The organism is Methyloprofundus sedimenti, assembly GCF_002072955.1.
GTDB classification, from domain to species: domain Bacteria; phylum Pseudomonadota; class Gammaproteobacteria; order Methylococcales; family Methylomonadaceae; genus Methyloprofundus; species Methyloprofundus sedimenti.
Window position 1 is genome coordinate 286,166 of the sequence record NZ_LPUF01000002.1, and the last position, 13,787, is coordinate 299,952.

14 protein-coding genes are annotated in these 13,787 nt (G+C 42.8%); 9 read left to right on the forward strand and 5 right to left on the reverse strand.

The genetic code is table 11. The features are described 5' to 3' along the window. Positions 1–3 precede the first annotated feature (3 nt). The 5 genes from miaA to AU255_RS14265 form a co-directional block, all read right to left on the reverse strand. Positions 4–948, reverse strand: coding sequence for a tRNA (adenosine(37)-N6)-dimethylallyltransferase MiaA (miaA, locus tag AU255_RS14245; protein ID WP_080523600.1), 945 nt, complete (start codon positions 946–948; stop codon positions 4–6). 193 nt (positions 949–1,141) lie between these two features. Continuing rightward, entirely contained in the window at positions 1,142–1,342 is a 201-nt protein-coding gene (locus AU255_RS14250) for a hypothetical protein (RefSeq protein ID WP_080523601.1), read from the reverse strand. After that, positions 1,339–1,629, reverse strand: a complete 291-nt coding sequence (locus AU255_RS14255) for a PIN domain-containing protein (RefSeq protein ID WP_198942643.1) — start codon at positions 1,627–1,629, stop codon at positions 1,339–1,341. The genes AU255_RS14250 and AU255_RS14255 overlap by 4 nt, the downstream gene beginning before the upstream one ends. Before the next feature lie 401 nt (positions 1,630–2,030). After that, the gene (gene mutL, locus AU255_RS14260; RefSeq protein ID WP_080523602.1) at positions 2,031–3,878 is read right to left on the reverse strand and encodes a DNA mismatch repair endonuclease MutL; all 1,848 of its coding nucleotides are present in this window, start codon (positions 3,876–3,878) and stop codon (positions 2,031–2,033) included. A gap of 140 nt (positions 3,879–4,018) precedes the next feature. After that, positions 4,019–4,939, reverse strand: coding sequence for an ABC transporter ATP-binding protein (locus tag AU255_RS14265; protein WP_080523603.1), 921 nt, complete (start codon positions 4,937–4,939; stop codon positions 4,019–4,021). Positions 4,940–5,165: 226 nt separating this feature from the next. On the opposite strand from AU255_RS14265, the gene ppx reads away from it, so the two are divergent. The 9 genes from ppx (at position 5,166) to AU255_RS20150 (ending at position 13,778) form a co-directional block, all read left to right on the forward strand. Next, the gene (ppx, locus tag AU255_RS14270) at positions 5,166–6,677 is read left to right on the forward strand and encodes an exopolyphosphatase (protein WP_080523604.1); all 1,512 of its coding nucleotides are present in this window, start codon (positions 5,166–5,168) and stop codon (positions 6,675–6,677) included. Between the two features lie 5 nt (positions 6,678–6,682). Then, positions 6,683–7,939, forward strand: a complete 1,257-nt coding sequence (locus AU255_RS14275) for a hypothetical protein (RefSeq protein WP_080523605.1) — start codon at positions 6,683–6,685, stop codon at positions 7,937–7,939. Positions 7,940–8,130: 191 nt separating this feature from the next. Continuing rightward, entirely contained in the window at positions 8,131–8,955 is an 825-nt protein-coding gene (gene rlmA, locus AU255_RS14280) for a 23S rRNA (guanine(745)-N(1))-methyltransferase (RefSeq protein ID WP_080523606.1), read from the forward strand. A 455-nt stretch (positions 8,956–9,410) separates the two neighbouring features. Further along, on the forward strand, positions 9,411–10,460 hold the full coding sequence (gene purM / locus AU255_RS14285; RefSeq protein ID WP_080523607.1) for a phosphoribosylformylglycinamidine cyclo-ligase: 1,050 nt from the start codon (positions 9,411–9,413) through the stop codon (positions 10,458–10,460). Positions 10,461–10,647: 187 nt separating this feature from the next. Continuing rightward, complete coding sequence (locus tag AU255_RS14290; RefSeq protein WP_080523608.1) at positions 10,648–11,619, forward strand: Tim44 domain-containing protein; 972 nt, start codon at positions 10,648–10,650, stop codon at positions 11,617–11,619. 112 nt (positions 11,620–11,731) lie between these two features. Then, positions 11,732–11,968 carry a phosphopantetheine-binding protein gene (locus tag AU255_RS14295; RefSeq protein ID WP_080523609.1) on the forward strand — a complete coding sequence of 79 codons (237 nt, stop codon included), beginning with the start codon at positions 11,732–11,734 and terminating at the stop codon, positions 11,966–11,968. Next, the gene (locus tag AU255_RS14300; RefSeq protein ID WP_080523610.1) at positions 11,965–13,296 is read left to right on the forward strand and encodes a hypothetical protein; all 1,332 of its coding nucleotides are present in this window, start codon (positions 11,965–11,967) and stop codon (positions 13,294–13,296) included. The genes AU255_RS14295 and AU255_RS14300 overlap by 4 nt, the downstream gene beginning before the upstream one ends. 174 nt (positions 13,297–13,470) lie before the next feature. Continuing rightward, entirely contained in the window at positions 13,471–13,620 is a 150-nt protein-coding gene (locus tag AU255_RS20145; RefSeq protein ID WP_158083136.1) for a hypothetical protein, read from the forward strand. Then, the gene (locus tag AU255_RS20150; RefSeq protein WP_158083137.1) at positions 13,617–13,778 is read left to right on the forward strand and encodes a hypothetical protein; all 162 of its coding nucleotides are present in this window, start codon (positions 13,617–13,619) and stop codon (positions 13,776–13,778) included. The genes AU255_RS20145 and AU255_RS20150 overlap by 4 nt, the downstream gene beginning before the upstream one ends. Positions 13,779–13,787 lie beyond the last annotated feature (9 nt).

The following is a 13,787-nucleotide window of genomic DNA, read 5'->3' on the forward strand; positions in this document are numbered from 1 at the left end:
TGATTATTCACTGATATACGACTCTATAGTATCTAATAGGCGCGCATAAACCTGTGCATCTTGCGTATAAAAAGTATGCGCATCAGTTTCTCTGCGCAGCCAGGTAAATTGACGTTTCGCTAGCTGTCGCGTTGCGATAATGCCCAGTTCCTGCAGTTCTTGTATATTGATTTCGCCTGCTAAATAAGACCATGCCTGCCGGTAGCCTACTGCACGCACCGATGGCATTTGTACCGTTAAATCACCACGCTTATATAAAGCTTCTACTTCTGCAACAAAACCTTGCTCTAACATCAGCTTAAAACGTTGAGCAATTTTCTCATGCAACACGCCACGGTCTTGCGGTGCAATAATCAGTTTAATTTTCTTATACGGTATTTGTTCAGCTTTTGCCTGTGCATGCAACTGCGTCATCGACTTGCCCGTCAGCATCTGTACCTCTAATGCACGTTGCACACGCTGTGGATCGTTTGGGTGTATACGCGCAGCAGCCACCGGATCTACAGCCTGTAATTTAGCATGCATGGCGGCTTTGCCAATTTGTCTGGCTTCCTCGTCCAGTTGTTCGCGCAAAGCGCTATCTGCAGTAGGTAACTCTGCCAGGCCATAATACAAAGCATTAAAATACAGCATGGTGCCGCCAACTAAGAGCGGAATCTTCCCTCTCGCTGTTATATCTGCCATGAGTTGCAATGCACGGGTTCTAAAAGCGCCGGTAGAAAAACTTTCTGCGGGATCTAAAATATCAATTAAATGATGCGGGATTCCAGCTCTTTCTTCCAGAGTTGGTTTTGCAGTTCCGATATCCATACCCTTGAAAACCAGTGCTGAATCGACACTGATAATTTCAGCATTAAGTTGTTGCGCCAGCTTTACTGATAAAGCCGTTTTTCCTGATGCGGTGGGCCCCATCAGGAAAATTGCCGGTGGCAGTACTGTTGTTTTCATGAATGATAATTATAAACTTAGGGACATGCACAAAATAACATATACAACTATGAAACGAAGACTTTAGGAACGGTAAAAGATTTATTCGGGCTACATTTGTTTATAGGATGCGTTGAGGAACGAAACGCACCCTATATATTTTCACCAACTTAATTTCATTGGCAGCATCAACTTTAAATCGTTATGTTTTCAATCAAGATAATTTATTTTTCAAAGACATTGCTTTACGACTTAACTCTTCAAGACTTATATCATCATCCATATTTTGATGCCATTTTGTATAATCAAACGGTTCTCTTTGGATAAGTGCAATAAAACGCTCCATTTCAACATCACCAAGGTATGTTGCAAGGATTTGAACCCCCTTAGACTTTATTTCTGCATCAGAAATCATATTATTACCTCTTTAATGAAGCCAATCGGGTCTATGATTTGGATATTTTTAAAGTACATAGCTTTCTTCAATACACCATCATCAGTTGTTAAAAAGTAATTGGTATTTGCCTTAATAGCACAAGCCAAATGCAGTGAGTCTAGTTTTTTAATTCCATGTTTCATATTCGCTGTCGCTAAATTAAGAATTTCATCGCTTTCTTCAATATCTTCATTTGAGTAAGTTCGCCATTTTATTATTTGTTCTCGCCTTTCTCGAAATGGGTTTTGGCTATTTTCATAATCCACTATATAACCAAACCAGCTCTAATGTACCTGAGCGAATATTTTCCTGTATTCTTAGTTTAGCTTGAGATTCTAATAGAAATCTCAATTGCGACTGATCATCAAATGGCCTATTAAAACAGCAATTGTCTAAATAAATTTTCATACGAAATTCTACGATTCTAGAAATAAACTGGATTTCAACAGCCTCACTATTTAACTTTATGCCGACTTCAATCATTTATCCTAATGCTAACACAAAAATCATCCGTATTTATCTGGTAGATTTTTTTAGTCATATGAATTTTGAGTAAGTGTAATATCAGGAACATCTTCGAACTTTCAGCTCAAAAGTTAAAAGGTAACGTCACCCTTAATTATTTCAATATTGTGCTCCTCCTGAGCTCCAAGGTCACTTGCTCATTCTACTGCCCGCGCAAAAACAACTTATCCAATTCTTTTTTACTCAATTCCACCCACGTTGGACGACCATGATTACATTGGCCACTGCGCTCGGTTTTTTCCATTTCTCTGAGCAAGGCATTCATTTCCGGGACACTCAAACGACGATTTGCGCGCACCGATCCATGACAGGCAATGCTGGATAGAATTTCATTAGACTGCTCTTCTATCCTTTGACTCATACCATGTTCAATAATATCTGCCAGTACATCTTTGATCAATACAGTGATATCTACGCCTGATAATAATGCAGGAATGGCCCTTACGACAATAATTTCTTCGCCCATGCGATTTAATTCAAAACCAAGGCTCATAAAAAAAGCCTGCTGATCATCTGCCAGATCTGCCTCACGACTACTGACTTGTATTTGCACTGGCAACAATAAAGGCTGTGATGGCACTGCGCCTTGATGGTACTGACTTTTAAATTGCTCATAAGTCACGCGTTCATGTGCCGCATGCGCATCAACCAGAATAATACCATTTTGGGTTTCCGATAAAATATACACATCATGCAAATGTGCCACCGCATAACCTAATGCGGGTGCCGTTTCTGATTTTGGCAACTCTGCAACGCGCGGCTCTTGTACCTCAGCCACTTTGCCAGGAGCAACCAACCTGGTATATGCGTCAATCTGGGCATCCACATTTAAAGGCAATGAAGATTGGCGAGGCGCAGCGGCAGGCTGATAATTCTGCCGGATTACCGGTCTGCTCACGTTTGCAGGCAAAGGCTGAAAGTCAGCTACCTGTTGCACATCCGGACGGCTGACCTCAACAGCGGATGCTTCTTCTATCTCTTGCGTTTGCGGGCGCACATCCGCCAGGCAACGATGTAATGCCTTGTACAAGAAATCATGCACACTACGCCCTTCACGAAAACGCACCTCTAATTTTTGCGGATGTGCATTCACATCCACCAGGCCCGGGTCCAGCACTAAATATAAAACATACACGGGATGCCGCCCGTGATACAACACATCCTGGTATGCCTGTTTAATAGCATGAGTCACCAGTCGGTCTTTAATCAATCTACCATTCACATAAAAATACTGCATATCTTGCTGGCTACGGGAAAAAGTCGGCAAACTCACCCAGCCATATAAATGCATACCGGAAGCATTAAAATCTATCGCCACAGAGTTTTCTAAAAAAGCCGCACCAAAAATGTGTGCGACACGCTGCTCTTGCTCTGCTGGCGTTACTGCTTTTTTAAAATTAAAAACCTCGCGCTGGTTATGCTTCAGTTCAAACGCAATATCAAATCGACTTAATGCCATACGTTTAAATAAGGTATCGATATGCGTAAATTCTGTTTTTTCTGCCTTTAAAAACTTACGCCTTGCAGGCGTGTTATAGAACAAATCACAGACCTCAATGGTCGTTCCTAAAGGGTGTGGATCGGGCTGTGGATCAAGTTCTTGTTCAGAACCATCGGCTTGAACCCGCCATGCACAATCAGCATCAGCCACACGTGAAATAAGGCTTAGGCGGGATACCGAACTAATACTCGGCAGTGCCTCGCCACGAAAACCCATGGTTGCAACTTGCTCCAGATCCTGCAAAGACTGGATCTTGCTGGTTGCATGACGGGACAAGGCCAAAGGCAAATCATCCTTGTCTATGCCACAGCCGTTATCCCTGATTTTAATAAGTCGGGCCCCTCCTTGCTCAATTTCAACACTTACTTGACTAGCACCGGCATCAAAGCAGTTTTCCACTAATTCTTTAACCACCGATGACGGCCGCTCGACCACCTCACCAGCGGCAATCTGATTAACTAATTGGGGCGGTAATGCATGAATGCGCATAAGTAATAACTCAATAATTAAAAGATAGACTGCATAGTGCGTAGCTTTGGCCCGCCTTTATCGACTTTTTCAGCACCGGCGGATAAAGCCTTAACCTATCTACAGTTTTATAAACAACCTGATATCAAGTGCAAACAAAGTTAAGCACTGTTATCCTGATCAATCAAATCCAGAAACAATTGTTCTAAACGATTCGATCCATTTTTCAAACTGGTCACTTCAATTTGTTGCGCTGATAAGCCTTGAAACAACTTGTTCAGGCCTAAAGCCTTAGGAACAGAAACACTTAATTTCCGGGCATTAATCAAATCGATTTTATAGCCTGGTATATTGACTATTTTTTGCAGCGGGGATTTTACATCACAGATAAAATGTTCTTCATCCAGGCGTGCCAGCAAACTTTGCATATCCGTATGCTCAACAATTTCACCCTGATTAATAATGGCGATATTACGGCATAAACTTTCTGCTTCTTCCAGATAATGCGTGGTTAAAATAATCGTTGTTCCTTGCGCATTGACCTGTTTCATAGTCTCCCACATCGAACGCCGAATCTCTATATCCACGCCAGCAGTCGGCTCATCTAAAATCAATAATTTAGGTTGATGTACCATGGCACGCGCAATCATTACCCGGCGTTTCATACCGCCCGATAAACGCCGGGACACTATATTCCGCTGATCCCATAAATGCATTAACCTCAGATAACGTTCGGTTTGCTTCGCTGCCTCTTTTCTCGACATGCCATAATAACCCGCCTGAGTCATAACAATATCACGCGCTGTCTCAAACTGGTTAAAATTAACTTCCTGTGGCACTAAGCCTAAATAGCTTTTTGCCAATTGCTTATTAAGTTTTAAATCAGCATCAAAAATCTGCACCTCGCCGCTACTGGCATTAACCAATGAACTAATAATGCCAATAGTGGTCGACTTACCCGCACCATTAGGCCCTAATAGCGCAAAAAAATCGCCCTCTTCCACATCCAGATCAATTCCCTTTAAAGCGACCAGACCATTAGCATAGATTTTTTTTAAATTACGAATAGATAAAGCTTTCATTAATATTATTTAGCCCTTCAAAAACAGATTGCTAAGCAGAATATGATTGATGCAGCGATCAGGCCCCCAAAACAGGTTGAATGACCCCGAAAGCAATATAAGTCTCTGAATCAGAAACCGCCTTTGTTATAATCTTTGTCAATACTTAACGAAGTCCGTTAAATGCGTTACATTATGCAAAAAATTCAACAAATTTTAGCAGAAAATCTACCGACACTATAAACAAATGACTCAGACTACTGAACAGGAACAATCTCCCGAACTCGTTGCAGCTGTTGATTTAGGCTCAAATAGTTTTCACATGATTGTTTGTAGCGTACATGAAGGGCAACTCAAAACTCTAGACCGCTTAAGAGAAATGGTCAGACTTGCATCTGGTTTAAACAATAAAAACATTCTTGATGAAGACACCCAGCAGAGAGCGCTCGCCTGTTTAGAAAGATTTGGACAGCGTATACAGAATTTCCCCGAAAGTAACGTGCGCATAGTCGGAACCAATACTTTACGTACTGCTAAAAATGCCAGGCAATTTTTACAAAAGGCAGAGCTGGCCATAGGTTACCCGATTCATATAATCTCGGGAATTGAAGAAGCGCGTCTTATATATCAAGGCGTAGCCCATAGCCTGCAAAGTAATGCCAGCCGTCGCCTGGTTATGGATATTGGCGGAGGCAGCACCGAATATATTATCGGTACCAATTCAGACCCGGCGCAAAAAGAAAGCCTGAGTATGGGGTGCGTTACCGTCAGTAACCGTTTTTTTATGGATGGCGCAATCAGCCCGCAGCGATTCCAGCAAGCAACGATCTTTGTCAACCAGCAACTGCACACTTATAAAAAACTGTTTACCCATAATCAATGGGATGAAGCCATCGGCGCATCGGGTAGTATAAGAGCTATCCGCAAGGTACTGCTAGCCACTGAATGGAGTCCGGGGGGAATTACACTGGAAGGTCTTGAAAAGCTTAAACAGCATGCGCTGAACTGTAAACATGTCTCTGAACTGAACATACCTGATCTCAACCCGGAAAGGCTACCTGTCTTTATGGGTGGTCTGGCGATATTGTATACGACATTCAAAACGCTGGATATAGACAAAATGAGTGTCTCGGATGGCGCATTACGTGAAGGTCTGATTTACGATTACCTGGGACGGATGTTTAATCATGATGTACGTTCAGATACTGTACATTTTCTAGCTGAACATTACCACACCGATACCCAGCAATCGGCCTTGATCAAAACGACAATCGACTCTATATTACAACAGGTCAGCCCTTTTCTCGGAGCGCAAGCCCGGATCATAGGCCAATATCTAAACTGGGCGGCAGAACTCCATGAAATAGGCCGAAATATAGCGCATAGCCAATATCATAAACACGGTGCCTATATTATTAAACATGGTGATTTGGCCGGCTTTTCTCAACAAGATCAAAACCTGTTGTCGACACTGGTTCTAGCCCATCGACGCAAAATACCTTTAAAAAAGATAAAAGAACTTCCCCCTCCATGGAATAAGGTTGCTATCTATATGGTTATAATCCTAAGGCTTGCCGTTATATTACAGAGAAACCGTAATAGCGCAGCTACCCCGGAATTTAAAGTCACGCTAGAACAAAATGCGTTAAGCATCCAGTTTCCAGACAACTGGCTGGAAAATGCTCCCTTAACACAGGCCGATCTAATGCTGGAAGAAGCTTATTTGGCAAAAGCCAAATTTAGCTTGCAAGCCCGATAATTCTAGTGTTTATTCTATTGCGAGCAATCTTATATTGCATAGGTATACCTGCCGTTATTGTTGCCATATTAGTCATCTTTAGTACCAGCAATAAAGACCTTACACTGCCTGAATGGGAACTGACCAGCGCGGATATTCAACGCGCTAAAAGTATCTTGCATGCTAATCAAAACGACTTGGACAAACCGCTTAGCATGTACTTGACAGAACGCGACCTGAATATCGCCAGTGCCTATTTACTTAATGTCTATACGGGTACTCAGTCACAAATCAAACTACACGAAAATTATATTTTATTTATCCTGCGCTTTACCTTGCCAGAAAATATTTTTGGACGCTACCTCGACATCCAGTTCCAATTACACACACCAGATACGCGGCCACCGGAAATAAGCAAACTTCGGGTAGGGAAAATCATTATACCTGATGCCTACGCTGGTTTATTAATAGATACCGCCATTGAGCACACGCGTGTAAACAAATATTTGCAATTAATCCGCCAAGACTTAAAAGTCTTTCGTATACAGGATAATCAACTGCATTTAGTATATCAATCTCCAACCACTGCGAGCAGCAATATACAGCAGTTAATGACACCGAAAGATAATAACCAGGCGCAGGACCAATACCAGCAAAAACTGGATCAAGCAATACGCGAACATGACCCTGATTGGCGCTTATCGCTAAGTGATGTACTACGCCCCTTATTTGAGTTAGCTCGGCAACGCTCAACAGCAAAGAACGCCATAGAGGAAAATCGTCTAGCTATCATTGTCGCCAATCGCTATGTTAATAATTACCCGAACGCCGGTGCGCACGGACAAAATAATCCAAACCCCAAGTATTCAGTATTTTTATATAAACGCATCGATATGGCACAGCATTTTATGTGGTCCGCTACATTTTCAGCAATGGGAAATAGTCATTTAGCAGACATGCTTGGTATAGAAAAAGAACTGAGTGATGCCAAAAAAGGCAGCGGCTTTAGCTTTATCGACCTCGCCGCTGATCGGGCAGGTATGAAATTTGGCAAACAAGCCACTGCAAGCCCTGAGCAAGCCCTGCAGATGCAAGAAAAAATGGCTAATATAGAGAATTACCAGGCCTTTATGCCGGATATTAGAGACCTGCCTGAAAGCCTTAGTTCACAGACATTTACAGCACAATATCAATCTATCCAAAGCGCTGAATATCAACGTGTATTGGATGACATAGACCGGCGTATTGCCGAATGTGACATATATAAGGCAGCCGCGCAATAAATAACCTACCCCAGAGTACGCAGGATTTTTGTTTGTCTTCAATGCATAGAAATAGGCACATAGCTGGCTACGTAACTATTTTTACAACGCAGAAGACGGACAAAAAGACCAGCAAGATGGGTGAGGGATTTGTTGCGGGTTGCCTACGCCCGCTCCTGCAATTGATGCAAAATAAACATACCAGATAAACCATGCCTTATATTTGCCCTATTTGCCAAAATCCACTTATGCAACAGCTGTCTTCCAAGAGCTACTATTGCCCCAAAAATCATCATTTTGACCTGGCAAAAGAAGGCTACCTGAACCTGTTACCTGCCCAACATAAAAAATCAAAAGAACCTGGCGACAGTCGCGCGATGATGCACGCCCGGCGTAATTTCCTCGAAGCAGGATTTTATCAGCCAATGGCAGAAGCACTGGCCAATATCATCAACACCCACCAACCAACAGCCAAGCCTATGCATATTCTGGATGTCGGTTGTGGCGAAGGTTACTATTGCAGGCAAATTGAAGCCTTTGCAGATCACCCGGAAAGTCTTGATTTACACGGCTTGGACATAGCCAAAAATGCTATCTTTGCAGCCGCAAAAAAACAGCAAAATGCTCGTTTTGTCGTTGCCAGCAGCAAAAGTATGCCCTATGCGGACCAGTATTTTGATTTATTGCTCAAAGTGTATGCACCTGCAAATGAACTAGAAATTAGCCGGTTGATTAAGGCTGGCGGCTTATTATTGATCGTAACTCCAGGCCCAAGACACTTATGGCAACTAAAAGAATTCATCTACCATGACGTCAAGGATCATGCTGTAGACGTTCCTCTTCCAGCAGATTTTACACAAATAGAAAGCCAGAGAATCAGCTTTAAAATACACCCCGACAAGGATCAGCGCATGGCATTATTACAAATGACTCCCTTTGCCTGGCGTGCCAATGCGGAAATACAAAATAATATACAACGCAGCAAGCATCTGGAAATTGAAACAGATTTTATCTTGACACTGGCAGTGCGGAGCTAGACACCGGCGACTTTGAGCCATGCTTAATGGTTTGTATTAAATGCTCTTGGTCACAGCGCATAAAAAACGTACAAATGCTAATAAACTTTTGCAAATGCACTGGATAAATTTGTGTTAAATCGGTGCATGGCCTAGTCCTGCGCCCAAGCTTATTACTAAAATACAAAGCCCATTCTGAAAGCCAGCAAGTTCTTTGCTTCTGCAATTTTCCGGATCATAGGGTCGCAACATCGTAGTGTGATGCTACGGCCAGTACTTTATCAGGCCTGCTCGCCAGTATATACTTCGCGCGGTCACATCTGTAGTAAACAAAACGGCAGACTCCAGCGCAGAAATACTTTGCGTCATGCATAAACAACAAAGCAATAAAAACCTAATATGCAATTTCGTATCCTATGTTTGTCTTGTACAATAAGCACTAACTATAATTTAATTTGACCGGTAAGAGAACACTTGTGAGCGAACATAAAGCAGAGAGTTTAAACTATAAAAGTGCAGGCGTAGACATAGAAGCAGGCAACACGCTTGTTGAACGCATTAAACCGATTGCTGCCAGAACCCGGACGGCAGGCGTCATGTCTGGCTTAGGCGGGTTTGGATCGATGTTTGAACTGCCGTTGGATCGCTATAAGCATCCTGTCCTGGTATCAGGCACTGACGGCGTGGGCACAAAATTAAAACTTGCGATTGATTTAAACCAGCACAATACGGTCGGCATAGACCTGGTTGGCATGTGTGTTAATGACATTATTGTGCAAGGTGCCGAGTCACTTTTTTTTCTGGATTATTTTGCTACCGGTAAATTAGATGTCGATACCGCTACCTCAGTTATTGAAGGGATAGGTAAAGGTTGCGAACTCGCAGGCGCTGCATTAGTCGGAGGTGAAACAGCCGAAATGCCAGGCATGTATGCCGATGGCGAATATGATCTTGCGGGTTTCTGTGTCGGTATTGTCGAAAAAGAAGCGATTATTGATGGCAGCAAAGTATCCGCTGGCGATAGCCTGATTGGCATAGCCTCTTCAGGACCGCACTCGAATGGTTACTCCTTGATTCGTAAAATTATTGAACGTAGCAATATCCCGCTAACTGAAACACTCGAAGGCAGGCCACTTGCCGAGCATTTACTTGAACCAACACGGATTTACGTTAAGCCACTACTGCAATTAATTAGCCAGCTTCCTGTGCATGCAATGGCACATATTACCGGGGGCGGCATTACCGAGAATCTGCCTCGCGTGCTGCCAGAAGGCTTAAGCGCCAGCATAGACCTTAATTCCTGGACGCAGCCGGCTATTTTCCAATGGCTGCAAGAGCAAGGCAATGTGACTCAGGCCAATATGCTGACGACCTTTAACTGTGGTATCGGCATGATAGTTTGTATCGCCCCGGAACATGAAGCCGCAGCTATAAGTATATTAAATGAATTAGGCGAGCAAGCCTTTGCTATTGGGAAAATTACGCATACACCCAATAAAAAACAAGTCGATTATTACACCGCGTAGTAAGGACTTCACCCCCGCGTTTTCTGCAGAACGCAAATGCTAATGATCACAATTTCAGTGTTTTTCCAAGCAATCTGAAGTCAGTGTTAAGAGATGTTTATCATTTGGAGGGGATTGGTTTTTCAAATATCTAGCCTTATATTATATATAGCCCGTTTTATAGAAAACAAATAACCCACAGGTCATTATGAATAAATTATCCAGCTTCTTTTTAACAATTTTGATAACTGCTACCTTAAGCTTTGCCGGAATTTCGGATGCAGAAGCCAAACGTTTTGGTGGTGCCAGCTCATTTGGCAGTTCGTCAAAATACAGCAGGTCTTATGCACGCAAATCGAGCCCCGCACAGAAAACGCCGAGTCAGCAACAAGCCTACAACAAAAATCAGTCTGCCCGCCAGACCATGTCTAAACGCGGCGGCTTAATGGGCTTACTGGGTGGCCTGGCGCTAGGCGGGCTGCTTGGCTCACTGTTTTTTGGTGGCGCTTTTGAAAACTTTAATTTTATGGATATTCTGATTTTTGGCGGTATTGCCTATTTATTATTCAGATTATTTGCCGCTAAAGCAGGAAAATCGACAACTAGCGCAGCTTATAATCGTAATAGCTATGATCGCAGCACACACGCTGAACCGCTGAGCAGCAATTATCAGCGCTCAAATAGTACAGCCCCCAATCCGGCAGCGTTTGACACCGACATATTCTCACGCAAGAGCCAGCAAACTCATTTTGATGCTGCTAACAATGACACAGAAGAGAAGCTGATTGAAGATGCAATTGTATTACCTAAGGATTTCGATGAGCAGGAATTTCTGAATGGAGCGAAAGGTGCTTTTAAAATGCTGCAAACAGCCTGGGATAAAAGAGATTTAGCTGAAATTCGCAGCCTGACTACCGACAAAGTCTTTGCTGAAATACAGTCGCAACTGCAAGGGTCAAACACTGAGAATCATACCGATGTATTAAAAGTAGAGGCCGAGTTACTGGAAATCAGAGAGATAGGTAATGATCTGGAGGCCGTTGTTTTATTCGATACGCTTATGCGCGAGGACCTTAGCGCACATGCAGAACAGGTGCGTGAAGTCTGGACTTTTATCAAGCCCAAAAACAGTATGCAGGCAAAATGGTATCTGGATGGTTTACAGCAACTTGCAGATTAAGTCTTAGCTGTCATACTCTAAATAAGCCTGCTGTTTTCTGACAATCAGCGGGCTTAAGCCTCAGGCTACCCAATGTTTTGAAAACATATTCATCATCTTGCCCCTCTCTTCTATGAAACAAAAAATACGCGAATTTATTTTTAACGAACTTATATTTGTCGCAGAGCCTGAAAAATTTTCAGATGATGATGACTTACTGGATGCTGGTCTGGACAGCATGGGCATCATGCGCCTGATTATGCACATAGAAGAGCAGTTTTCAGTCACGCTGCCCGATTCTGAAATTGACCCGGATAACGTCAACTCTTTCAATGCCCTGGAACAATGGATATTGCAACATAAAGCATGAAAACAACGGGCGCAAGCGAAGACATTATTCAAATACTCAATCCAGCCGATTGCTTTACTTTGGCAATGGATGAAGAAATACGCAAAGAACAGATGCCTGGCAGTCTTTGTGGCTTTGCCCTGGAGCTTGCCCACACACTGGATATTAAAGCATTAGAACAGCGTATCGATGAATTTGGCGATCGCTTTCCGCTGGCTTTTGCCAGCCTACAGCAACGCGGTAAACGTTTTTTCTGGTGTACACGTGAGCAACGCCACCCGCTTTTTTATCAGCACACTGATGTCAATCATGCCGATGAAGACACATTCCATAAAGATACTGTTGTAAAACTGCTCAATCACAAACAACAACGCGAAACACTTCCGCCACTGGAATTCCATCTGATTTACAGCGCCTCAAAAAACACTTTTTTAATGCGCTGGATACACCCTTTCTGCGATGCCCGCGGTGCTGATTTAATTTTAAAGTATCTTTGCACTGAATCTTTAGAAGCCCGCAATCACTTTGACCTCCCCAAACTTGAACCTCTGGTCAGTATTCAATTAGCTAAATACAAATGGTGGCAAAAAATTGGCTTTTTTTTAAAAGCTAAACGCTATATTGCTAAATTAGACAGCTTACAAAGCATTATCCATGCAGATACCAGCCTGGCACCCAGGCAATTAAATTTTAATACTTACACGCTCAGCCTGGAACACACCCGGACGATCAATACCCTTGCCCGCCAGCAAGTCGGCTTAACCGGCACTAGCTTATATTATGCCGGCTGTTTTATGCGCGCATTGCACAAGATGAACCCTGAACAGCCGGGCGAAGCATACTGCACGCCGTATGCCTTTAATTTACGTAAAAACAAAGCTCTAAGCCCCTTATTAAGCAATCATGTCGCCCCTTTATTTGCCCAGGCTCCGAAAGCTTTACTGCATGATAAAGCCGCGCTATTTCAGCATCTAAAACAGCAAAACTCACAGGCTATGCGCGAAAAACTCGATTATGCGTTTCTGCCAGTGATGTGGGCCGCCAGCTGGTTATCTTTAGAGCAACACGGCGAAAAACTGCGTAAATCGGTATACACCGGTGCTGAGCGTAACTCATTCTGGTTTTCTGATATAGGCCATGTTGATTTATCTAACAGTGCTTTTTTTGGCAGCGATATTACAAAAATATACCATCTGTGCCAGATTTCCAGCCCACCCGCCCTCGCCTTTTTAAGCTGCCAGTTTAATAAACAACTGACCTTTAGCTATAATTTTATTGAGCCATTATTCACCCAAGCATGGATAGAGCGTTTGCATAAAAATATGCTGGAAGAGTTATTGACTCCGTAGCTTTCACTTCATCCCGTAGCTCTTATGTAGCTCGTGGAATACGGAAAAACGGCATTTTACATTAACCAGGATTACAGGTCTGAATGTTATTTCCATCCGTTTATCTTGTATAAAATAGATGTTATCCCGTATAGGGTTATTGGGCTTAAGTCTTTTTCCAGGTAGGAAATTAATGTGAAGTGTCACAGTAACTGGCTAGTAACTGGCTGGATTGCTGTTGATCCAAGTGATGTAAGGAAGAAAACGCTGGTTGATAAGTTAGAGTTAGCCGATATAAAAGAGCTTAGAGAATACTTTTTGGTGGGCTTGATGCTTACAGAATGACACTTGAAAGAAGTGACCGAGGTATTACCCAGCAGCCTGCTCAAGAGTCTAAACCGGTTAATTATTTAATGTATCCGTATGCCGAAGTGAATGGCAAAGCCCTGGATTATTTTGATCCAGAAAGCTTTCGTTATTCTGTGCAGTTTAAGAGGTTTTAGCAAGGATTT